Source organism: Nocardia aurantia (assembly GCF_009604425.1).
GTDB classification, from domain to species: Bacteria; Actinomycetota; Actinomycetes; order Mycobacteriales; family Mycobacteriaceae; genus Nocardia; species Nocardia aurantia.
Window position 1 is genome coordinate 633,599 of sequence record NZ_WEGI01000001.1, and the last position, 20,826, is coordinate 654,424.

The following is a 20,826-nucleotide window of genomic DNA, read 5'->3' on the forward strand; positions in this document are numbered from 1 at the left end:
GCTATCAGATGCCCCGGCGCCGTGCCGGACGGAACCCGGCCCGCGTGCACCGGAATCCAACCGTGCTGGGCACATTCGCCTCCGGCGTGGCAAAATTCATGTGCCGGGTTCACTTTTCACCTTAACCATAGGTGAACTGTGGGTGCCGGCCGGAGATTTCGGTTCACCTTCAGGGAGAGTTTCGAGTATGTCCGCCATTCGGCAAGCGCAACAGGTATTCGATGCGGGCGTGCTGTCCCTGGGTCTGATGGTCGACGGCCAGCAGGCCGCGAAGGATCTGGAGTACGCCAAGATAGCGTTCCGGCGGGCGACCGAAGTCGACCCCACGATGTGCGACGCGTGGCTCGGCCGGGCGGCCGCGGGCGATGTCACTCGTGAGGTCCTGGCCCAGCTGTACCGCACCTCGGCCACCGCGCTGCTGCGCGAGCAGCGCCGCATCGGGCTGGCGCCACGACAGCTGGTGGGCCGCTTCCAGATCGGTCAGTACATCGAATATCCGATCGCCAGCCTGGCCGAGATCTGGCTCGCCTGGGCCATGCAGCTGATCAACGATCAGGAGTACGACGAGGCCGAGAAGGTGCTCGACGAGCTGGCCGAGCGCCGCCGCGCCATGACCGACGATCCCGACCGCGCCATCGACGACCGGGTGTGCGCCTACACCCGCGCGGTGCTGCACTTCAACACCCAGCGCTGGCCGGACGTGATGTCGGTGCTGGCCGGTTCGGCGGAATGGCCCGACACCTATCTGGCGTCCGGCGCGCACATCATGGTCGGCACCGCGTGCGCGCACCTCGGGCTGTTCGGTGAGGCGATCCGGCGGCTGGACCTGGCCCAGAACGGACCGATCCCGGCCGCCCGCACCGCCGCCATGTACTGCCGCGGCCTGTGCCTGCGCGAACTGGGCAACGAGGACGAGGCGCGGGCCATGTTCGAGAAGGTCTACACGCAGGTCCCCAATTTCGAGTCGAACGCGCAGGCCATGCGCGATCCCAAGTTCCGGATCGTCGTGACCACCCGGGAGAACATCGAATCCCGCACCGACCGTTGGGATCCGGCCTCGGCGCCCTCGCTGGAGGAGGTCGCCGAGCAGGAGCATCAGGACAAGGCGGAGGCGATCCTGGCGGCCGCCCGCGCCGAACTGGATCAGCAGATCGGTCTGGGCGCGGTCAAGGTGCAGGTCGCCAAGTTGCAGTCGTCCGCGACGCTGGCGAAGATCCGCGCCGAGAAGGGGCTGTCCAGCATGCCGCGCGGTCAGCACCTGGCCTTCACCGGCCCGCCCGGCACCGGTAAGACCACGATCGCCCGCGTGGTCGCGAAGATCTACTGCGGACTCGGACTTCTCAAGACCGACAAGGTGATCGAGACCAAGCGCTCCGATTTCGTCGGCCAGCACCTCGGTTCCACCGCGATCAAGTCCAATGCCCTCATCGACTCGGCCATGGACGGCGTGCTGTTCGTGGACGAGGCGTATACCCTTATCCAGCAAGGACTTTCCGGCGGCGACGCGTTCGGCCGCGAGGCCGTCGACACCCTGCTGGCCCGGATGGAGAACGACCGCGACCGGCTGATCGTCATCATCGCCGGCTACGACGGCGAGATCGACCGCTTCCTGGCCGCCAACGACGGTCTGGCGTCCCGCTTCGCCAAGCGGGTGAAGTTCGACTCCTACACCCCGGACGAACTGTGCGACATCGGCCGGCTGATCGCGAAGAACCGCGATTCCACCGTCTCCGAGGACGCGATCGATCTGCTCCGCCACGCCTGCCAGGAACTGTTCGACGCCGAGCGGGTGGACCAGAGCGGCCTGCCGCGGCGCGGTATCGACATCGCGGGCAACGGCCGCTTCATCCGCAACGTGATCGAGAACGCCGAGGAGGAGCGGGAATACCGCCTCGCCAGCGACGACAGCCTCGATCTGCGGAACCTCGACGATGATGTCCTGATGCGGATCGAAGCCGCCGACATGGCCAAATCGCTGGAGAACCTGCTCAGTACTCTGGGATGACCGGGCCTCCGACCGGAGCGGGGAACAGGAACGGCTCGCCGAAGACGTGCAGCCACAGGCGCTCACAGAAGTAGCCGTGGGCGTCGGCGCCGATCGCGGCCTGGCGCATCCGGACCAGCGCCCGCTGCGGCAGCTTGGCGATCAGTGGGTTGCGGACCGCGAAAATGGCGCCGTAGCAATGTCTTCCGATCAGGTGCTTGGCGCACTCGTCGGCGAGGTCGGGCAGTTCGCACATGCTCAGGAAGTGCGCCATCATGTTGACGCCCTCGGGCAGGCGGTGCAGCAGGCGGTAGGTCCGGCCGATCCGCTCCGAGCCGGGATCGACCCATTCCAGCGTGGTCCAGGTGCACAGCGAGTACAGCTCCTCGCGCACCCGCAGACCCGGTACCTGGGACCGCTCCGGGGTCAGCAGGGTGCTCGGCGGATGCCCGATGTGTTCCTTCCAGGCCCAGCTCAGCCCCTGCACATCGGACCAGGTGTCGGCCCGGTCCAGCAGGGCCAGGAAATCCGGGCTGTGCTCGAACGGGTCGCCCTGCGCGAAGACGGTGTATTCGCCTGCGCCCGGCCCGTATTCGAGCATGTGGGTGAGGTAGGTGTCGGATTCCCGGCCGGCGTTGCGCAGCGGGAGGTACGTGGTCGCGCGCTCCAGGATCTCCATCGGCAGGTCCGGGCCGCCCTTGTTGTAGATGTGCAGGCGGAAGTTCTCGGGCACCCGCAGTACCCAGTCCAGCGGCTCGTTGTAACGAGCGATCACCAGATCGTGCGTGCCGGCGTTGTCGGTCATGGATTCTCTCCCTACATCGTGTAGAAGCCGTCGTCCCAGAGGGTCTGCAGCCTGCGGAAGTAGTAGTCGTACTGCGGCGCGATCGCCTCGGTGGAGAACTTCGACACCGCGTAATCGCGAATTCCCTGGTAGTCCAGCTTGTCCACCGATTCGGCGGCGTCGGTGAACTCGCGCAGCGTGCGGCATCGGAAGCCCTGGACGCCCTGCTGCACGGTCTCGCTGTAGGCGCCCCAGTCGGTGGTGATCACCGGTGTGCCGCACAGCATCGCCTCGACGTGCACGCCGCCGAACGGTTCCAGATACAGCGAGGGCGCGAAAACCGCACGGGCGCGGCTCATCAGCTCGCCGCGGCGCGCGACGTCCACGATGCCGACGTGTTCGCCGTAGGTCGGCGGCCGGCCGGCGCCCGCGAGCAGCAGGCGCGCACCGATCCGCCGGCACGCGTCGACGGCGATCTGGACACCCTTGGCCTCGATCAGCCGGCCGACGAACAGGAAGTAGTCGTCCTTCTCGGCGGAGAACGGAAAGTCGGCCACCTCGAAGTAGTTCGGGATCACCGCGTCGTAGAACTGGCCGCGATCGGACATGATCTTGGCCACGGTGCTGCGCGCGCCGTGCACCGCGTGCATCCAGGCGTAGCTCTCGAACACCCGGTACTTGGCGAACACCCCGCTGTAGCCGACGCCGAATTCGACGGTCTGCATCTCGGGGAACGCGTCGGCGATCGGCTTCTGCCCGGAACCGCCTATCACGCAAAGGAAGTCGCGCGGCTGCCGGCGCTTGCCGATTTCGGCGATCATCCGGGCGTTGGTGTGGATCCAGTGCCGGTCAGCGGGATTCCAGGAGAACCAGTCGAAGCCGTCGGCGAGGGTCTTCTCCCCGAACCAGTCCAGCTGATCCGCCTTCGTGAAGACGGTGACCAACTCGGTGCAGGCGGCCTCGTTCTCGTCCCCGGCGTACAGGTACACCTCGTGGCCGAGGCCCGTCATCATGTCGCAGAATTTGCGCACCTTCTGCGTGTACGCGCACGGCGTGTAGTACTTGGTGGTCTGCGTATACGGCAGCGCGGCTACGTGGAATCTCATCCGATCACTCAGGGTTGACGGGTCAGGGGGACAAGCGGCTCACGGGTTCCCGGTCGCGCCGCCGGGGGGTGAATCCTGGCTCGGACCACCGGTGTTCGGCGGCGGTCCGGAAGGTGGTGCGGTTCCGGGTGCGGGCGGTGCGTTTCCCGGACCCGGCGGGCCGCCCGGTCCGGGTGCGGCAGCCGCCGGCGGCGCGGCGGGTGCGGCCGCGGCGGGCGCCGCCGGTCGCGGCCCCGCCGGGTCGGCCGGGGCGTCCGCCCGGCCGGAACCGAGGGTGTCGTGGGCGACCAGGGCGGCCTGCCGGTCCAGCATCGGCCCGGCGGGCAACTGGTTCAGGATCTGCCAGGGCGCGAGTTTCGGCTGGGACAGGCCCAGCACTCCCGCGGTGTTGGCGTCGGGAATGCCGAAACGCACCCCGGTGTCGGTGACGTAGAACATCGTGTCGCGCCGCGTGCTGTCCGGCTCGATCCCGATCACCTGCACGAATTCGCCTGTAGCGGGCGGGATGTAGGCGGCGTCGGCGCGCTGCCCGTTCCCGCCGTCGACCAGCGTGACCGCGTGCGTGCCCTCGGCCAGCGGCACCTGCTTGCCGACCAGCAGCCCCAGCCGGGCGACCGGATCACGCCGCCCGCGGGCCCAGGTGACACAGGCCACGGGCTGGTCGTCGGCGGTCACGACGTGCGGCTGCTCGGTCGGGAACTGGTCCAGCGGAACGGAATTCAATACCGGGACGCCGCTGAGCGCGTCCGGCGGCACCGACGCGATCTCGGTCAGCCCCATCGAGCTCACCGAGCGCATGACCTCCGCGGCGAACGGCGACAGTTTCTGCACGCCGTTGGGGAGCACGAGGTACAGCTTGCTGGCGTTGAAGCTGTCCACCCGGATCACCGAGCCGACCATGAGCTTTCCCCAGCGCACCATGCCCTGGGTGCCGGGACCCGGGAGCGCCGGCACGGCCAGATCCGGCACCGCGACGGTCGCGTTCAGCACGCCGTCACCGACCGGCCGCGCGCGCATGCCACGCACGCCCAGCGCCTCCACGATCGCGGTGTTGCCCATGTCCACCCGCGCGTGCTTGCCCTCGTAGATCAGGTAGTTCACGCCGTTGCGGGTCACCAGCAACGCCTCGTCGGGCGCGGCCGCGCGCACCGCGGGCCCGAGCCGCGGCGGCCCGGCCACGACCGTGGTCTTCAGGCCGCCGGAGACGTCGTCACAGAGCGTCCAGGCGGACAGATCGTGGTCGGCGGTGCCGGGCAGCGCCGCGGGCACGCCCGGGACGCCCAGCAGCGGCCCGCGCGGCATGGCGGCCAGCTTCGAGTCCTTGACCGAGGTCGGCGATTCGGCGCTACCGGTGATCAACCGTGCCGACGCGAGATTCAGTACGGGGTGCAGGGTTTGGTCGACGACGGCGTAGAGCGCGCCGGACTCGGACCCCATCACGATCTTCGACTGCCCGACCTGTCCCTGCGGCCGGATGAACGACAGGATCGCGCAACCGGCCGTGAACAGTACGGCGAGCACGAGACCCGTTATCAGGGAACGGTATTGGATCCGCATCGGGTCGTGCAGCATCCGCACGTCGCGCCGCACCATCGCATGTTCGAAGCGCTGCAATAAGAATCGATAACCATTGACCTGCGCTCGGGTGGTCAACTGTGCCGGCACTGCAAACTCCTCCACCGAACCCAAGACACACAAATGTGGCAGCTGTGTGAGAGGCTACCGTAATGCGGGAGTGAGTGCCGATGGGAGATATACCGAATGGTTGACCAGTTGACATCCGGTGATCGCAGTGTTTTTCATCGGCTGCCGCTGTCCGTGCTGCTGCCCGCCGCCGCGGCGGGAACTACGGTGGGCACCATCATGATTGCCGCGCATGTCATGCTCCCGGCGGCGATCGCGACCGGCGTCGCGGTGATGCTGCTCGGAACGGTCCGTTTCCGCGGGAGAAATATCTGGCGAATTGTGGGAATGCGCTGCGCACTGCGGTGGCGGAAAATGCGCGGGAATGCTAGGGCGGCAACTTCCGAGCCATTCGATGTTCCGGTTCCCGAGGCCACCGGCGCGGTTTACGGAATGCGCTGGGACGGTGGCGCGCTGGTCACCGTCCTGCAGGTGGAGCCGCCCGGGGTGGCGGCGACGTTGCTGGCGCCCACCGAGATCCGCACACCCGACGAGGTGCCCCTGGCCGAGGTGGCACAGTGCCTGTCCCAGTTCGATATTCGGCTCGCCGCCGTCGACGTGATCGCGCTGGGGGTGCGCTCGCGCGGCACCCACGACGCGATCCGGATGTACGAGCGGATGCTCGGGCCGCTGCCCGCCATCGCCACCCGGACCGTATGGCTGGCACTGCGTTTCGACCCGCTGGACAACGCGGAGGCCATCGGCAACCGCGGCGGCGGGACCGAGGGCACCGTGCGCACCGCCCTCGTCGCCACCCGCCGGGTGGCGAATCGCCTGGCGCGGCACGGTGTCCGGTCCCGGGTACTGACCGCGGCCGAGATCAGCGAGGCGGACGCCGCCGCGTTGTACGGCGGCGCGCCCGAGCAGTGGCGTGAGGAGTGGGATTCGCTGCGCGGCACCGATATCGAGATGACCGGTTACGCGGTCCGGCCGGATCGGCTGAATTCCGAAGTGCTGGCCGGTATCTGGGCGGTGCCAGGCCTGTCGACCATGGTGCGGCTGCGGGTCGCCCCGGCCGCCGCGCGGCCCGGCGTCCGGCAGCCGGACAAGCGATTCGCGGTCACCGCGCTGGTCCGCCACGACACCCTGGGCGCCGATTCCGGCGCCGCCCGCAAGGCGCTGACGGCACTGGGCCTGCGGCCGCTCACCGGCGTGCAGCGACAGGTGCTGCTGGGCGGTGAGCAGCATCCGGACGCGGCCCACGGCTCCGCCACGACGCTGCGCCGGCTGGCCGTGCCGGCCGGCGGCTGCGGTCAGGTGATCGGCGCCACCGCGGACGGTTTCGGCGTCGCCGTGCCGGTGTTCGGGCCGAAGGTGCGGCGGGTGGAGGTGGTCGGCAGTCTGCGGCTGGCCCAGCAGACGACGTTGCGCGCCACCGCGATCGGCGCCCGGGTGATCGTGCACAGCAACCGGCCGGAGGCATGGGAGCACATGGTCGGCCTGGTCGGTGTGCCCGAGGCGCTGTCGGTGTCCTCACCCGGCGGCGGCGCGCAGCACACGGCCGCGGCGACCCTGATCGTCTACGACGGCGTCGCGTCCGCGGGCCAGGTCTCCGAGGCGACCGTGATGCACGTGCGCGAGCCCGGCGAGCTGACCGCGGTGATCCTCGGCGCGGACGTGATTCTCGTCGAATCCGAGGACGATCCGGACGAGGTGCACGTCCGCACCGGATCCGGCGAGTGGACGGTCCGGGTGGTGTCGATTCCGGACGAACTGCGCTACCTCGGTGGCGCGGATCCGGCCGCCGAGCGGCCGATGCAGACCGTCTGAGCCGCGGAACGACACCGCACCCGGCCCGGCGTGCGGTGACGGCGGGAACCGGGTGCGGCGGCGGGGAACGTCGCGGCTGTGGGTGTTACTCGTACTGCGAGAAGGAGTTCGAGACACCACGGTCGGCGGCCTGAGCGTTGGCCAGGGCGGTGCGCACCGCGTCGGACAGCGCCTGGATCATGCCGAGGGCGGTCTCCGTGCTGGTGTCGCCCTCCGCGCCGAACTGCCGGTCCCACTTGCCCACCGAGATCTGGAACGCGGACAGACCGGAGTTGCCCTGCCAGGCGGCCTCCAGCTTCTTGGCGGCGCCGTGGAAGTTGTCGGACTCGGCCGACAGGTCCTTCTTGAACTGGCCGAGCAGGTCGGCGAGTTCGGTCAGGACCGCTTCTTCGTACTTCATGTATTGGCTGGTCATGGCAGTCTCCCGAGAAAGGTCGAATGGAGGTGGCGGTCGATTAGGAGGACAGCGAGGTGTAGGCCGAACCCGAGTCGGTCTCGAGCTTGGTGAAGGTCTGGGTGTTGTCGCCTTCCAGACCGGTGTAGCTCTTGTTGCCGTGGCCGACTTCCTGGGTGATCTCGTCCAGGATGGTGTTCAGCTTCTTGGCCTCGTCGTCCCAGTTGGTGGCGGCCTTGGCGCACGCCGCGAAGGCGTCGCCCTGCCAGCCGCGCTTGGCGTCGTCGACGGCCTGGGTGATCTTCGCGATCTTCGCGCGCAGGGCGTCGACGGCGTTACCCATCTCGGTCTGCGCATTATTCGCACTTACGTCATAACTGATCTGGCTTGCATCGGCCATTGCGGCTACCTTCTCTCGGATCCGGTGCTGACATTCGGAATTCGAATGCCCCAGCAGGTCGTGCTAGGGCATCCACCTGCCTTCCGGCAACGATTCGACGAGCGAGGCGATCACCTGCGCGAGTCGACCGTCGGTGCCGGGGGCGAGCGTGGTCCAGGGGCGGCCGTCGGCGGTGACGCTGCCGCCGCCGATGATGCGCCCGGAGGCGGTGTCGTAGACGGCCGCCGCGGCCGCCGAGCGGACGGCCAGGCCGTCGTGATGGCTGTAGCAGACGAGCTCGGTGGTCGAAACTCGCTCGCGCAGAGCCAGTCCCAGGGTGACGGCATCCGCCTCCGGCATGCCCAGCCCGTACACGGCCTCCGTCACCTCGGCGGAGTCGAGCCGGTCCCGCAGTTCCTCGGTCGGCGCGCTGAACGGCGGAACATCGGCGGGCGCAACGGATCCGAGCACGGACAGCAGCGGCCGGGCCAGCGTGGCCGGGTCGTCGCCGGCCCAGACGGTCGAGACCTCCAGGTCGTCACCGGTGCGGACGGCCACCCCGTGCTCCAGCCCACGGCGGGCGAGGCAGAAGCGGATCAGGCTGTCCCCGCGCTTGATTCGCGCGACCAGCTGTCGTTCCGGCCGGGCCAGTACGAACAGCGCGGCGGTCAGTTCGTCGTCGCGCACCTCGCCCTCGCGGTCCAGGATGCCCCGGCCGGACAGGTCGGCGACGGCCGCGGCCCGGGCGGCGACGAGGTCGGCGTGCGCGGTGTGCCGGGAGCGCACACCCAGCACGGTCGGGAACGTCTGGACGCCGAGTGCGGCGGCGACGGCCAGCATGCCGTCGGTGGTGAGGGTCGCCATCAGGCCCCCTCGCCGGAGCTCGCGACCTGACTCGCGGTGCCGCCGAGAACGGCTGGGGCGGTGGCGAATCCGGCGTTCACCAGGATCGTCTCGCCGCTGTCGTCGGCCTCGGCGGAGTCGGCCCGGACCACCGAGGTGTCGGCGGGCGGCGCGACGGCGGCGGCCGGCGCCATGACCGGCGGCGGCGCGGTCATCGGCTGCGGCTGCACGGCCACCTGCGGGGTGGCGGCCGCGGGCGCGGTGGGCAGGGCGCCCGGCACGGCCAGTGGCCGCATCGCCAGCGCCTCGCTACCGACCGGCACCGTCGGGACCGGGGCCGAGGGCTGCAACGCCGAGAGGTCGATATGCGGCAGATCGGGTATCGCGGGCTGCCGCTGGAGCTGTTCCGGGCCCGCGACGCCGTCGGTCGGGGCCGAGCCGCCGGACCCGGCTCCGTCGCCGCCACCGTCGCCGCCGGGCTGTTCGGCGAGGAAGGCCGCGCCGTCGGACACCTCCGGCGCCGGCTCCTGCTGCCAGGGCCGGGCCAGATGTTCACTGGCCTCCTCGTACGCCTGCATGACGCGGACCGCCTGCTGCCGGACGGCGTCGAGTTGTTCCTCGGCGGCGTCCAGCAACCCGGCCAGGGGCGGGCCGAGCAGGCTGCCGCGCACCAGATCCTCGGCCGCGCGGACCGCCTCGGTGATCTCCACGATGTGCGGGAGGGTGTTGCGGGCGACCTCGTACGCGGCCGCCTGCCGGGCCGCGATCGCGGCGTTGGACCGGGCGGCGGCGGCGATCTTGTCCAGCCAATCCGACAGCACCGCAAGCTGATTCAGCCCGTCCTCGCTGGACGAGGAACCCCAGGCGTCGCCCATGACCGAGAGGATCGCGCGATACTCCGTGGCGGCCTCGCCCAACCCGACCGCGAGTGCGGCGTAGGCGAGGCCGGCCTCGACCGTCGGGATTCCGCCGGGGCCCGTGGTCAGTTCACGGGCCAGCTGCTCGGGCGGGACGGCGTCCCACACCGTGCCGGTGAAGCCGGTCTGGGGTGGTTCCACCATGGTCTCCTCGGTCCTGTGGGTCTTGCCCGGCAGTGGTCAGGACAAGCCGCGGAACACGTCGACGGCGTCGGAATCGGTGTCGCCGAACGAGTCCGAGTGCGCGCGCATGTTGGCGGCGATCTTGCGCAGTTCCCGCACGCCGCTGAGATACGAGTCGCGGAACGAGCCGCCGACCTCGTCGAGGGTGTCGCCGGTCCGCGCCGACACCGGGTCGATGGCGGCGGGCGCGGGGCCGAGCGAGTGGCCGGCGTTGGCGAGGCCGGCCTCCAGCTCGTCGGCGAGGGCGTCCAGACGCCCGGCGGCCTGCTTGGCCAGCTCGTGGTCGAAGGCGATCTTGCTCATGGCGTTCTCCTTGCCGGGGTACTGCGTAATCGGGTCGTCACGGTCGTCGGATCACAGGCTGAACGGGCTGTCGGGGTTGTCGGCGGCGGTGGTCACCGCGCCGATGACGGGGGCCGCGGCCTCGTCGGCATCGTCGCCGACCAGTTCGTCGCCGTGCCGGGCGTTCACCAGGCCGTCGGCGGTGCTGTGCGCCGCGCCGGCCCGGTTGGCGGCGGCCATCGCGGCACCACCGCCGGGGACGAACGGCGGCAGCGCCTCCTCCGTCACCGTCTCGCCGGGGGGCGGGCCGCCGGCGCCGAGCGGTGCGACGGCCGCGGTCTCCACGACGGTCTCCTCCTGGTAGGCAGCCAGCGGCGCGGGTGCGGCCGCGGCGCCGAATCCGCTGCGGGCCAGACCCGCGGCGGCCAGTGCGGACGCGGCGGTGCCTGCGAGCGCTCCGGATACGGCGGCCCCCAGCGCACCGGTGGCGGGTGCCGGGGCGGTGGCGGCGGTGGCCGGGGCGGCCACGGCACCCGCGATGGGCGACTTCGACACCGTCGTGCCCACCTGCTGCGCGGCCGAGATCAGCGGCTGCACGAACTGCTGCACCTGCTGTACCTCCGAGAGCAGTTGCTGCAGTGCGGATTGCGAGCCGGTCGCGGAGGATCCGTTGACGGTCACCGACGAACCGGCCTGCGACATGGTCGTGGAGTGCGCGGCCAGCTGCGCCTTGGTGCGGGCGGCGATCGCGCTCGCCTCCGTGCCGGACTCCAGCGCCGCGGCCAGCAGCGCCGCCTGTCCGGCCGGCGTGATCAGGGCCGGGCCGAGAGCCAGTGTGGTGGCGAGGAATCGGGCCGCCACCGCGGCCATCTCGGCGGCGCCGTCGGCGACGGTCAGCGAGGCGGCGCCGAGGACCGAATGGATCTGCCCGGCCTGGGTGGAGACCGCGGCCGAGCTGGCCTGGGTGGCCAGTCCGGCCGAGGTGGCCGCCTGGGTGCCCGAACCCTCCATCGACTGCAACAGCGACAGGCCCTGCTGGGCCCACTGCGCGACCGTGCTCAGGGTCTGAACGACGTTCTGCAGCAGCGACTGTGGATTGAAGGCGCCGTCGGCGCCGAGTTGGCCCGAGCCGAACCCGCTGAACAGATCGGTGATCGGCTTGACCAGCGCCCCGGGATCCAGCGGCGGCAGTGGAGGCAGCGCCGGAAGCGGTGGCAGAGCTGGCAACTGCGGCAATTCGGGCAATCCCATGGTCGCCAGGATCTGCTGAACGGGCTGGCCCAGCAGGGGCGCGGCCGGAGTGTTCTGCAGAGCGTCGAGAACCGTGGGATGCAGTGGTGCCGCCAGAGTTTCGGCGGCCTCGGTCACAGCGCCGCGAAACCTTCCGAGCTGTGCGCTTCGGCGTGCTCGTAGGCGGCGGCGGCTCCGTGCGAGGCCTGCGCGGTACCGGCCATCACGTTCGCCAGCTGGGTCACCGCGGTGAGGTGATTGTTCTGGGCGAGCGCGAAACTGGCGAGGAACTCCTGCCCGATCAGCCCGAAAACCGGCACCGCCGCGGCGATGCTGCTCGCCTGATCGACGGCGCCCGCGACGGCCACCGTGGCCGCGCTGCCCTGTGCGATATCGCCGTACTGCCGGAATACCTGGGGGTCCACCTTCAGGATGTCCACCACGGCTCCTCCTAGAGCTTGTTCACGCAATCAGAAAAGCAACGCACCGGTAATGTTAACGTGCCCAGTGGTTTCGGCAACTCCTACGGATGCTCATCGCTGAGAGTTCATCTGCCCGTTAAATTCCTCGATCAACGCTGCGCGCCTGGCCAGTGCCAGTCGTGCTGCCGCGGCTGCGGTATCTGTCACAGTGCGTGCGAACTCCGTCGGTGACATTTGTGAAATGTATTCCGACAGTTCGAGATCCAGTAAATTCGCGGCGCCGTCCACGGTGACCGTGACGCTGCCGCCCGCGGCGGTGTGCCGGATCCGGATGTCCGCGAGATCATCGGAGAGCTGCCGGATGTGACCCAGCCGCGCGTGCGCCGCGGCCTCCAATTGCGCCCACTGCTCACCGATCATCAACGCGTCCTTTCATATTCGATTTCACGGCCGCGGGCACCACCGGCGTTCCTCATCGATCGATGATCGAGCGCACACTCAGCGGATCGTCGCCGAGCGCCTCGTCGATGCCCTCTTTGCCGTCCAGATAGGAGGCGCGCTTGCGCTCCTTCTGCTGGTTCTGGCCACCGGCGCCCATGCCGCCCATGGGCATCCCGCCCATCGGCATGCCGCCCATGCCCGTCGGGGACATCGACGGATCCTGCGCTGCCGCAGCGGCTCCCGCGCGCGACGTGGTCGAATCACCCAGCGGGTCGGCGGCACCGCCGGTGGTCGAGGCGCGCGGGAACAGCTTGGAATCGGCGAGCGAATCCGTCCCCAGCCCACCGGGCCCGAGGGCGCCCCCACCGGCGCCCGCTCCGCCACCGCCACCGCCGCCGAGCGCCTCGGCCAGGTCGGACAGCGCACCGGAAGCGCCACTGCCGCCGTCGAAGTCGAACGGGCCGGTGATGCCGGAGGCGCCGAACGGTCCCGAGATACCGAACGGCCCGGACGCGCCGAACGGACCGGTGATGCCGGACGCGCCCAGCAGATCCTTCAGCGCCTCGAGCGCGCCGCTGGCGCCGCTGCCGCCGAGCAGATCCCGCAACAGCGAACTCAGCGGCCCCGAGGCCGCGGCCGCCGCGGCGCCGAACGGGGTCCCGAGGCTACCCAGCGACGAGGTGGGAGTCGAAGTGTCCGTGGGAGTTCCGACGCCACCCGCGGTACCGCCGCTGCCGGTGTCGCGACCGCCGGTGCCGCTGGCACCGAGGCCGAGATTGCCGAGGTCGCTCGGGCTGAGGCCCTTGCCGCTGGGTGCCCCCGCGCCGGATTGCCCACCGCCGCTGCCGGTTTCCCCTCCGCCGCCGCCGGTGCCGCTGGCACCGAGGCCGAGATTGCCGAGGTCGCTCGGGCTGAGGCCCTTGCCGCTGGGTGCGCCCGCGCCGGCGGAGCCGGCGCCGGATTCCCCTCCGCCGGTTTGGCCGCCGCTGCCGGTGTCTCCGCCTCCGCTGCCGCTGTATCCGCCGGTTCCGCTGCCGCTGTTGCCGTTTCCGTTGTTGCCGTTTCCGTTGTTGCCGCCGTTGTTGTTGCCGCTGCCGCTGCCGTTTCCGCTGCTGCCGCTGCCGTTGCCGGTGGAGCCGGTGCCTTCGCCGGGGTTGCCGGTGCCGTATTCGCCGGTGGCGCCGGCGGCGGTGTCTTTGTTGGGGTCGGCGAGGGTGGGGATGTAGGCGGCGATTTTGGGGAGGGCGGGGACGTAGATGGTGTTCCAGTGGTTTTGGACGGTGGAGAGGTTGTTGTCGTTGCCGGAGCAGCCGCCCCAGTGGCCCCAGTAGACGTCGGACCACCATTGGGGGAGGGTTTTGTAGAGGTTGGCGAAGAGGTCGGTGAGGTAGGACTCGGCGGTGTAGATGGATTTCATGCCGGTGCCGAGGTCCTGGGCGGATTGGTAGTAGTTGTCGACGGCGGTGAGGGCGGCGGCGGAGCCTTCACCGGACCAGGAGGCGGTGTCGGTGAGGGTGTTGTAGGTGGAGTTGTAGAAGTCGTCGGTGGCGGTGTTCCATTTGGTGGCCAGCTGCGACCATTGGGTGGCTTCGAGGGCGAGGGTGGGGTTGTTCTGTTTGATGGACATGGCCATGAAGTAGAACTGGGCGAGGTTGAACATGCTGCCGGGTTCTGCTTCGCCTGCGACGGAGGCGGCGTGGGGGTCGGCGTGGAAGTTGTGGTTGACGCCGGTGGGTCCGGAGGCGGCTTCGTTGGGCCAGTTGTCGGCGTTGGGGGTGAGGGGGTTGTTGGTGTCGAAGGTGATGGGTGTGGTGTTGGCGGGGTCGATGAGGTGGAAGTTGTCGACGTTGACTTGGTTGGCGGTTTCGTAGGCTTTGGCGGCGGCGGCGAAGGTGTCGCCCATGTCGGTGACGATTTTTTTGTGCTGGCGGAGGCGTTGGGCGAGTTCGCCCCATTTGTTTTGCAGGAGGTGGCGGAAGCTGGTGGCCGAGCCGATGGTGTCGTTGTCGGTGTGGAGGGTCGGGGGGTGGAGGTTGCGGGTGTTGTAGGCGTCGGAGGCGTAGGTGATCAGCGGTTTGGAGGGGGTGTGGAGGCTGGTGACGGTGGCGAGCAGGGATTCGATGGTGCCCAGCAGGGTTTGGCAGGCGGTGATGCAGGCTTGTGCGGAGCTGGCGTCGAACAGCAGTGATCCGTCGTTGGCGTTGCTCAGCAGCGTCGGCCACTGGGTCGTATCGGTTATCCCACCACTCGCACTCACCGCACACCTCGTATCTCGGCCCGCATACCAACCGTGGTTCTCTGATGGTCAGGCGTCGAAGACGCTCTCGCGCGTCAATTGCCGGGATTCGTCCTGCACGACGAGCAGCGTCTCCGAGATCGCGCGATCGATGCGGGCCCGCAGGCCCGCGGAGTCGACCCCGACCGCGGCCATCGGCGGTGCCAGGTCGATCACGTAGCGGCCGTCGCCGGGATGGTCCTCCCAGAACATTCGCGTCAACGACATACCGCGCGGGCCGAATTTCGAACGGCCCTGGCGGATCTCGATGATGCCCACCAGGGACTGGCTCGCCTGCTGCCAGTTCTGGCTGCGCCGGTCGACGTCGTTGTCACCGGTGTCGTAGAACCCGCGCTTGCTCCAGTGGTCGACCGTCTCCTCCTGGCCGTAGGTGAGCAGGTCCACCCGGGACTGCGACCCGGCCGTCATCTCCGGCAGCGCCTCGACGACCATCGACGACAGCGATTCGGCGGGTGCGTCGACGATCCGGTAGCGGTCGAAGGTGTCGACACTGTTGTCGCTGTAGCCCTGGACGAGGATGGCCCGATCGGCACACCGGTTGCCGACGAGGAAGAAACGCTGGCTGAGATCCTCCATGTTCGTGCTGTGCCAGGTCCGGACCTGTACTCGCACATCGGGATTCGCGGCCTGGGTGATCGCGTCGATCAGATTCGGATCCCACCGGGACTGCAGCGAGCGCCACACCGCCGACTTCAACCGCTCGAATTCCGCGTACGTGGTCAGCCTCGGATTGACGTACGTGAACGGGTAGGGCAGGTCGCGGTGCAGCACCCTCTCGCGCAGCACCAGGAATTCGAGGTCGGACAGGTGCCAGGTCTGTTCGCTCATCTCAGTTGCCTTCTTCCAGCTTCGTCAGCCTGGCCGGTTGGGTGGGGGTCACCGGCGTGACCGGCGTTTCCGGGGTACCCGCCACCACGTGGTCGTGGACCACGGGCTGTAGCGGCTCGATCGGGGCCGAGGCGCGCGGGAAGTAGTGCCCCGGCTCCTCCGGGCCGGTCGGGCCGACCGGCTCGGCCCGGCTCTCGAATTCGACGGGGGCGCCGTCCTCTTCCGCCGGCGCCAGGCCCAGTTCCACGGCCAGCCGCCGGCTCGCGCGATCGGTGGAGGTGCTCAGTTGCTGGATGTCGTCGCCGACCTCGGTCGCCGCCGCGCCCATGGCCTGCTGGAAGGTGAGCATGCCGTTCTGATAGGCCAGGCCGAGTTGCTGCAGGTCGGACGGAAGTTGTTGCAGCAGTTGGGAGGCCAGCTGCTCCAGGCCCGGTATCGACGAGGACAGCATCTGCAGGATGTCGCCGAACAGGCTGAGCAGATCCAGCGCCGCGCCGCTGGCGCCGGAGGCGCCGGACACACCGATCCCACTGGCGCCGAAACCGCTTGCCCCGGAGGCCGTTCCGCTGGCACCGGCACCCGCGCCGCCGCCGGTGGTGCCACCGCCGGTGGTGCCGCCACTGCCGTCGCTGGGTGTGCCCTGGCTGCCGCCTCCGCTGCCGGAGTTGCCACTGGAGCCGAGACCGCTGGTGCCCGAACCGGATCCGGTCTGGCCGCTACCGCTGGAACCGCTGTTGCCGCTGGAGCCCAGGCCGCTGTCGCCGCCACCGCCGGTCGGGGTGCCCTGGCTGCCGCCTCCGCTGCCGGAGTCGCCGCTGGAGCCGAGGCCGCCGGTACCCGCGCCGGTTTGGCCGCCGCTGCCGGTGTCTCCGCCTCCGCTGCCGCTGTATCCGCCGGTTCCGCTGCCGCTGTTGCCGTTTCCGTTGTTGCCGTTTCCGTTGTTGCCGCCGTTGTTGTTGCCGCTGCCGCTGCCGTTTCCGCTGCTGCCGCTGCCGTTGCCGGTGGAGCCGGTGCCTTCGCCGGGGTTGCCGGTGCCGTATTCGCCGGTGGCGCCGGCGGCGGTGTCTTTGTTGGGGTCGGCGAGGGTGGGGATGTAGGCGGCGATTTTGGGGAGGGCGGGGACGTAGATGGTGTTCCAGTGGTTTTGGACGGTGGAGAGGTTGTTGTCGTTGCCGGAGCAGCCGCCCCAGTGGCCCCAGTAGACGTCGGACCACCATTGGGGGAGGGTTTTGTAGAGGTTGGCGAAGAGGTCGGTGAGGTAGGACTCGGCGGTGTAGATGGATTTCATGCCGGTGCCGAGGTCCTGGGCGGATTGGTAGTAGTTGTCGACGGCGGTGAGGGCGGCGGCGGAGCCTTCACCGGACCAGGAGGCGGTGTCGGTGAGGGTGTTGTAGGTGGAGTTGTAGAAGTCGTCGGTGGCGGTGTTCCATTTGGTGGCCAGCTGCGACCATTGGGTGGCTTCGAGGGCGAGGGTGGGGTTGTTCTGTTTGATGGACATGGCCATGAAGTAGAACTGGGCGAGGTTGAACATGCTGCCGGGTTCTGCTTCGCCTGCGACGGAGGCGGCGTGGGGGTCGGCGTGGAAGTTGTGGTTGACGCCGGTGGGTCCGGAGGCGGCTTCGTTGGGCCAGTTGTCGGCGTTGGGGGTGAGGGGGTTGTTGGTGTCGAAGGTGATGGGTGTGGTGTTGGCGGGGTCGATGAGGTGGAAGTTGTCGACGTTGACTTGGTTGGCGGTTTCGTAGGCTTTGGCGGCGGCGGCGAAGGTGTCGCCCATGTCGGTGACGATTTTTTTGTGCTGGCGGAGGCGTTGGGCGAGTTCGCCCCATTTGTTTTGCAGGAGGTGGCGGAAGCTGGTGGCCGAGCCGATGGTGTCGTTGTCGGTGTGGAGGGTCGGGGGGTGGAGGTTGCGGGTGTTGTAGGCGTCGGAGGCGTAGGTGATCAGCGGTTTGGAGGGGGTGTGGAGGCTGGTGACGGTGGCGAGCAGGGATTCGATGGTGCCCAGCAGGGTTTGGCAGGCGGTGATGCAGGCTTGTGCGGAGCTGGCGTCGAACAGCAGTGATCCGTCGTTGGCGTTGCTCAGCAGCGTCGGCCACTGGGTCGTATCGGTTATCCCACCACTCGCACTCACCAAACGCTCCCGTCTCGATCGAGCCAGCTGCGCGGCTCGTATTCGTGGTCGTTCTCGTCACCGATCTCGGTCCGCTCCACCACATCCGGGGTCGGGAGGCCGAGTAGATCCAGGGCTCGTTCCTCGAACCCCAGCGCCGTCAGTTGGGTGCGCCGGGCCAGCCCGGCGCGGTTCGCGGCCAGCTTGCACAGCCGCAGCAGATCGTCGGCCAGATCCGCGGGATCGCGGCGCAACTGCGCCGGGTCGACGTGCAGTGCCATCGGCAGACCGGATTCCGTTGCGGTCACCAGGATCTCGCCGCCGCGCAGTGCCGCCTCGCCGGTAGTGTAGGTCGTGAAGACCGGTTCGTCGGGCGACGCTTCGGATTCGGGTTCCACCGGCTCGGCGGCGCGATCGTCCTCGGGCTCCGCCGATTCCGGCTCGGCGCCCTCGTAGACCGCGCCGTCGTGGAACGCGCCGGGGTATCCGTCGCCCTCGTCCTCGGGAAACCAGGTTCGGTCAGGCACTGCGCTCGTCCTCCACTGTCTGCAGCACCTTGGCGATGTCGGAGCCGATCATCGCCGCCAGCCGATGCGGGTCGGCCGCCACGGCGACCGGGGTGGCCGTGTCGCCGATCGCGTATCGGCCGTCGTCCACCAGATCTCGCCAGAATATGCGATGGCGGGTGATCCCGCGCGGCCCGAAAATCGAACTGCCCTGGAAGGTTTCGATGACACCGAGAACCCGGATCGGCAATTGCAGCCAGGCGTCGCTGCGCCGCTGCAGTTCGGTGTAATTTTCGTGCACTTCGGAACGCCCGTACCAGTGATCGGTGTCGCTGTTGTCCGGTGAACTCACCATCGGGGTGTCGGGCAACCGCCCCGGCGCGCAATCCGGCAGCGTTCCCACGATCGCGCCGGCCAGCCGCTCGGCCGTGCCCATGGTGATCACGAATCCGCCACTGTGCCACATGGTTTCGCCGGGAAGTTGCCGGATCAGCACGGCCACCGCGCCCTGCCGCGCGCCCAGCGCCCGCACCCGCGCCGCGGAGTTCTCGGCATCGGCCGGATCGACACTGTGCGCCAGCACCCGGACATCGGCGTGCGCCACCCGGCCGAGCGCGTCCTGCAGCGAACCGTCGTGCCGCTCCCACAGTTCGTTCCAGGTCCGATCGGCCATGCGGCGGTAGTCGTCGGCGTAGTGCTCACTCAGCAGCGCGCACAGCGGCGAGGGCAGCCGTTCGTCGAACAGCCGCTCCCAGGCGACGACCAGTTCGGCGTCGGTGAGATTCCAGGTGACGCTCACCGGTCCAGCACCGGACGGATACTGGGATCGAGTTCGCCGATCGCCTCGTCCAGATGCTCGGTCGAATTGAGCAGTTCGGAGCGCTTGCGCTCCTTCTCCTCGTCCTTCTTGCCGGCGGGCGAACCACCGAACGGGAAGTTCGGCTCGCGGCCCTCCACCGCCCCGGCCCGGCCGAGCCGCTCGCCCTCCAGCGACAACTTGGAGCGCGGGAACAACTTCGACTCCTCGCGCAGCAACTTCTCTTCCGCCGCAAGCGGATTCCCGCCGCCCAGGCCGCCCTTGCCGCCGAGGCCCGACAGCAGGCTGCGCTCCGCCCGCGCGAGATCGCCGGCCGCGCCGCCGAGCATGGGGTTGCCCATCATCGGCATCCCGGGGAACTCGGCGGACGGGTCGGCCAGCGGGTCGGTCGGGAGCGTCGGCAGGCCCTCGGTGCCGGTATCGGGGTTCGTCGCGAGGGCGTTCGTCAGTGGATCGGTGAGACCCGGGTCCGTGGTCTCGCCCGAGGTGTCCGTCGGAAAGACCGGCGGGTTCTCGCCTGTGCCCGTACCGCTGTCCCCGGTGCCGGACTCGCCGCCGCCCGGAATCGTGCTGCGCGTGGTGGTGGCCGGGTCGCCGGTGCCGGCGCCGGTGTCCCCGGTGCCGGTGTAGCCGCCGGTATTGTCGCCGGTGTTGCCGGAGTTGCCGTTCGACGGCGTGTACTCGGTGTCGGGCGGTGTCGTGCTGCCGTAATTCGTGGTGAAGTCGTCCGGATTCGCGTTCGTGATATCCGGGTTGCCGTTGTTCACGGTGCCGTCGGTCACGTCGGTCGCCTCCGAGAGCTTCACGACGTTGCTCGTGGTACCGGTGAAGTTGTCGTGGTAGTTCGTGGTGAACGCGGTCTGGTACTGCTGCAACATGGTTTCGACCGCGGCGGGCGTGAGCTGATGGCCGGTGCCGTCGGTGGTCGGCGGATTCGGCGTCGGCGGCGCGGTGAGCTTGGTGTTCTGCAGCCAGTCCGCGGTGAAGATCAGCAGGTCGCCCAGCTTGTTCATGTCGTCGGTGAGCACCTTCGACTGGGACGTGTACTTGGTGGTGGCGTTGATCGACGCGGTCGCCCCGTTGCCGGTCCACTTGTCCCGCACCGACGTGATCTTCGAGTTGAGCTTCGTGAAGACGGGAGCCAGCGCGATCTGCGCCAGCCAGTACCAGACGCCGCCCGCGTTCGCGACCGCCTGCGCGTCGATGCTCTGTCCGATCGAATACAGCTGCTGCCAGCTGAGATTGGTGCCGTGTTCGGGTGTGATGGAGATGCTGTCCATCGGGGTGTCCGGCCAGTTCGGGGTACCGCGCGGCGGGAGCGCCTGCACGAACGGCGCACCGGGCGGCGTCGTTCCGGCGGGATCGTTGAACGAGATGTTGGACAGGGCACTGGTGGCGCCGAAGTTCTCCGCGCTGGTGCCCTCGGCCGCCGCGTAGGCCTTCCCGGCCTCGACGAAGGCGTTGCCCATATCGGTGAGGATGGTGCGGTGCTTCTCCATGCGCTGCACCAGATCGGTGGCGATCTTCTTGTGGAAGACTCCCGCGAGGTCGGTGCCGGACGTGGTGTTCGCGACCGTGGGGCTGGCCGTCTGCAGGTTCTGCTGGATCCAGCTCTGCACGCCGACGATCGAATTCAGCGCGTCCTCGACGAAAAGCGCCGCCTGCTCCGCGATTCCGGGTTCGAGCATGAGATCGCCATTTTTCGCCGTCGTGCTGAGGCCGGCCCAACCGGTGTCGTCGACGAGGTTCGGATTAGCCACGGTCAACTCCCACGTGCGTTCTGTATGGACTATGTATCACAGGCCCGGCACAGACGCGCGTCGTGGGCCCAGTGCGTACCGCCTGTTAACCCAC

At 69.1% G+C, this 20,826-nt stretch carries 19 protein-coding genes; 2 read left to right on the forward strand and 17 right to left on the reverse strand.

All coding sequences use genetic code 11. The features are described 5' to 3' along the window. Window positions 1-187 precede the first annotated feature (187 nt). A complete protein-coding gene (eccA, locus tag NRB56_RS02580) occupies window positions 188-2,005 on the forward strand; it encodes a type VII secretion AAA-ATPase EccA (RefSeq protein ID WP_153338807.1) in 1,818 nt (605 codons plus the stop codon). On the opposite strand, the gene NRB56_RS02585 is transcribed toward eccA, so the two are convergent. From NRB56_RS02585 to eccB, 3 genes are read right to left on the reverse strand one after another with little or no spacing between them, the layout of a single operon-like run. Further along, window positions 1,989-2,789, reverse strand: a complete 801-nt coding sequence (locus tag NRB56_RS02585) for a hypothetical protein (RefSeq protein ID WP_153338808.1) — start codon at window positions 2,787-2,789, stop codon at window positions 1,989-1,991. The two genes, eccA and NRB56_RS02585, sit on opposite strands and share 17 nt — an antisense overlap. Window positions 2,790-2,800: 11 nt before the next feature. Then, entirely contained in the window at window positions 2,801-3,874 is a 1,074-nt protein-coding gene (locus NRB56_RS02590; RefSeq protein WP_153338809.1) for a glycosyltransferase, read from the reverse strand. Between the two features lie 39 nt (window positions 3,875-3,913). Beyond that, window positions 3,914-5,554: a type VII secretion protein EccB gene (eccB, locus tag NRB56_RS02595; RefSeq protein WP_319942496.1), complete on the reverse strand. Its 1,641-nt coding sequence runs from the start codon at window positions 5,552-5,554 to the stop codon at window positions 3,914-3,916. A gap of 81 nt (window positions 5,555-5,635) precedes the next feature. Between eccB and eccE the strand changes: the two genes are divergently transcribed. Beyond that, a complete protein-coding gene (gene eccE, locus NRB56_RS02600) occupies window positions 5,636-7,327 on the forward strand; it encodes a type VII secretion protein EccE (protein ID WP_153338811.1) in 1,692 nt (563 codons plus the stop codon). Between the two features lie 85 nt (window positions 7,328-7,412). Here the strand turns inward: eccE and NRB56_RS02605 are convergent, their stop codons facing one another. The 14 genes from NRB56_RS02605 to NRB56_RS02670 all read right to left on the reverse strand — a co-directional run bounded on the left by NRB56_RS02605 (window position 7,413) and on the right by NRB56_RS02670 (window position 20,732). Continuing rightward, window positions 7,413-7,742, reverse strand: a complete 330-nt coding sequence (locus tag NRB56_RS02605; RefSeq protein WP_153338812.1) for a hypothetical protein — start codon at window positions 7,740-7,742, stop codon at window positions 7,413-7,415. Between the two features lie 40 nt (window positions 7,743-7,782). Then, window positions 7,783-8,121, reverse strand: a complete 339-nt coding sequence (locus tag NRB56_RS02610; protein ID WP_153338813.1) for a WXG100 family type VII secretion target — start codon at window positions 8,119-8,121, stop codon at window positions 7,783-7,785. A 63-nt stretch (window positions 8,122-8,184) separates the two neighbouring features. Beyond that, window positions 8,185-8,964 carry an ESX secretion-associated protein EspG gene (locus tag NRB56_RS02615; RefSeq protein WP_153338814.1) on the reverse strand — a complete coding sequence of 260 codons (780 nt, stop codon included), beginning with the start codon at window positions 8,962-8,964 and terminating at the stop codon, window positions 8,185-8,187. Next, complete coding sequence (locus tag NRB56_RS02620) at window positions 8,964-10,004, reverse strand: PPE domain-containing protein (RefSeq protein WP_153338815.1); 1,041 nt, start codon at window positions 10,002-10,004, stop codon at window positions 8,964-8,966. Before NRB56_RS02620 ends, NRB56_RS02615 begins: the two co-directional genes overlap by 1 nt. A 36-nt stretch (window positions 10,005-10,040) precedes the next feature. After that, window positions 10,041-10,346: a PE domain-containing protein gene (locus tag NRB56_RS02625; RefSeq protein WP_153338816.1), complete on the reverse strand. Its 306-nt coding sequence runs from the start codon at window positions 10,344-10,346 to the stop codon at window positions 10,041-10,043. Window positions 10,347-10,397: 51 nt separating this feature from the next. Beyond that, on the reverse strand, window positions 10,398-11,693 hold the full coding sequence (locus NRB56_RS02630; protein WP_153338817.1) for a hypothetical protein: 1,296 nt from the start codon (window positions 11,691-11,693) through the stop codon (window positions 10,398-10,400). Beyond that, window positions 11,690-11,998 carry a type VII secretion target gene (locus NRB56_RS02635; protein WP_319942455.1) on the reverse strand — a complete coding sequence of 103 codons (309 nt, stop codon included), beginning with the start codon at window positions 11,996-11,998 and terminating at the stop codon, window positions 11,690-11,692. Before NRB56_RS02635 ends, NRB56_RS02630 begins: the two co-directional genes overlap by 4 nt. A 90-nt stretch (window positions 11,999-12,088) precedes the next feature. Then, window positions 12,089-12,397, reverse strand: coding sequence for a YbaB/EbfC family nucleoid-associated protein (locus NRB56_RS02640; RefSeq protein ID WP_153338818.1), 309 nt, complete (start codon window positions 12,395-12,397; stop codon window positions 12,089-12,091). A 52-nt stretch (window positions 12,398-12,449) separates the two neighbouring features. Then, the gene (locus NRB56_RS39590; RefSeq protein WP_153338819.1) at window positions 12,450-14,675 is read right to left on the reverse strand and encodes a BPTI domain-containing protein; all 2,226 of its coding nucleotides are present in this window, start codon (window positions 14,673-14,675) and stop codon (window positions 12,450-12,452) included. Window positions 14,676-14,723: 48 nt separating this feature from the next. Continuing rightward, window positions 14,724-15,542: an ESX secretion-associated protein EspG gene (locus tag NRB56_RS02650; RefSeq protein ID WP_153338820.1), complete on the reverse strand. Its 819-nt coding sequence runs from the start codon at window positions 15,540-15,542 to the stop codon at window positions 14,724-14,726. 1 nt (window position 15,543) lies between these two features. After that, the gene (locus tag NRB56_RS02655) at window positions 15,544-17,670 is read right to left on the reverse strand and encodes a BPTI domain-containing protein (protein ID WP_153338821.1); all 2,127 of its coding nucleotides are present in this window, start codon (window positions 17,668-17,670) and stop codon (window positions 15,544-15,546) included. After that, window positions 17,667-18,176 carry a hypothetical protein gene (locus tag NRB56_RS38615; protein ID WP_227837072.1) on the reverse strand — a complete coding sequence of 170 codons (510 nt, stop codon included), beginning with the start codon at window positions 18,174-18,176 and terminating at the stop codon, window positions 17,667-17,669. Before NRB56_RS38615 ends, NRB56_RS02655 begins: the two co-directional genes overlap by 4 nt. Then, window positions 18,169-18,954 carry an ESX secretion-associated protein EspG gene (locus NRB56_RS02665; RefSeq protein WP_153338822.1) on the reverse strand — a complete coding sequence of 262 codons (786 nt, stop codon included), beginning with the start codon at window positions 18,952-18,954 and terminating at the stop codon, window positions 18,169-18,171. The genes NRB56_RS38615 and NRB56_RS02665 overlap by 8 nt, the downstream gene beginning before the upstream one ends. Further along, the gene (locus NRB56_RS02670) at window positions 18,951-20,732 is read right to left on the reverse strand and encodes a hypothetical protein (RefSeq protein WP_153338823.1); all 1,782 of its coding nucleotides are present in this window, start codon (window positions 20,730-20,732) and stop codon (window positions 18,951-18,953) included. The genes NRB56_RS02665 and NRB56_RS02670 overlap by 4 nt, the downstream gene beginning before the upstream one ends. Window positions 20,733-20,826: the final 94 nt, after the last annotated feature.

Excerpts from the sequence above, each read along its gene's own strand:
- NRB56_RS02625 (WP_153338816.1), bottom strand. The coding sequence starts at position 10,346 with ATGAGCAAGATCGCCTTCGACCACGAGCTGGCCAAGCAGGCCGCCGGG.
- NRB56_RS02615 (WP_153338814.1), bottom strand. The coding sequence starts at position 8,964 with ATGGCGACCCTCACCACCGACGGCATGCTGGCCGTCGCCGCCGCACTC.
- NRB56_RS02590 (WP_153338809.1), bottom strand. The coding sequence starts at position 3,874 with ATGAGATTCCACGTAGCCGCGCTGCCGTATACGCAGACCACCAAGTAC.
- NRB56_RS02650 (WP_153338820.1), bottom strand. The coding sequence starts at position 15,542 with ATGAGCGAACAGACCTGGCACCTGTCCGACCTCGAATTCCTGGTGCTG.
- NRB56_RS02640 (WP_153338818.1), bottom strand. The coding sequence starts at position 12,397 with ATGATCGGTGAGCAGTGGGCGCAATTGGAGGCCGCGGCGCACGCGCGG.
- NRB56_RS02620 (WP_153338815.1), bottom strand. The coding sequence starts at position 10,004 with ATGGTGGAACCACCCCAGACCGGCTTCACCGGCACGGTGTGGGACGCC.
- NRB56_RS02610 (WP_153338813.1), bottom strand. The coding sequence starts at position 8,121 with ATGGCCGATGCAAGCCAGATCAGTTATGACGTAAGTGCGAATAATGCG.
- eccE (WP_153338811.1), top strand. The coding sequence starts at position 5,636 with ATGGTTGACCAGTTGACATCCGGTGATCGCAGTGTTTTTCATCGGCTG.
- NRB56_RS02605 (WP_153338812.1), bottom strand. The coding sequence starts at position 7,742 with ATGACCAGCCAATACATGAAGTACGAAGAAGCGGTCCTGACCGAACTC.
- NRB56_RS02585 (WP_153338808.1), bottom strand. The coding sequence starts at position 2,789 with ATGACCGACAACGCCGGCACGCACGATCTGGTGATCGCTCGTTACAAC.
- eccA (WP_153338807.1), top strand. The coding sequence starts at position 188 with ATGTCCGCCATTCGGCAAGCGCAACAGGTATTCGATGCGGGCGTGCTG.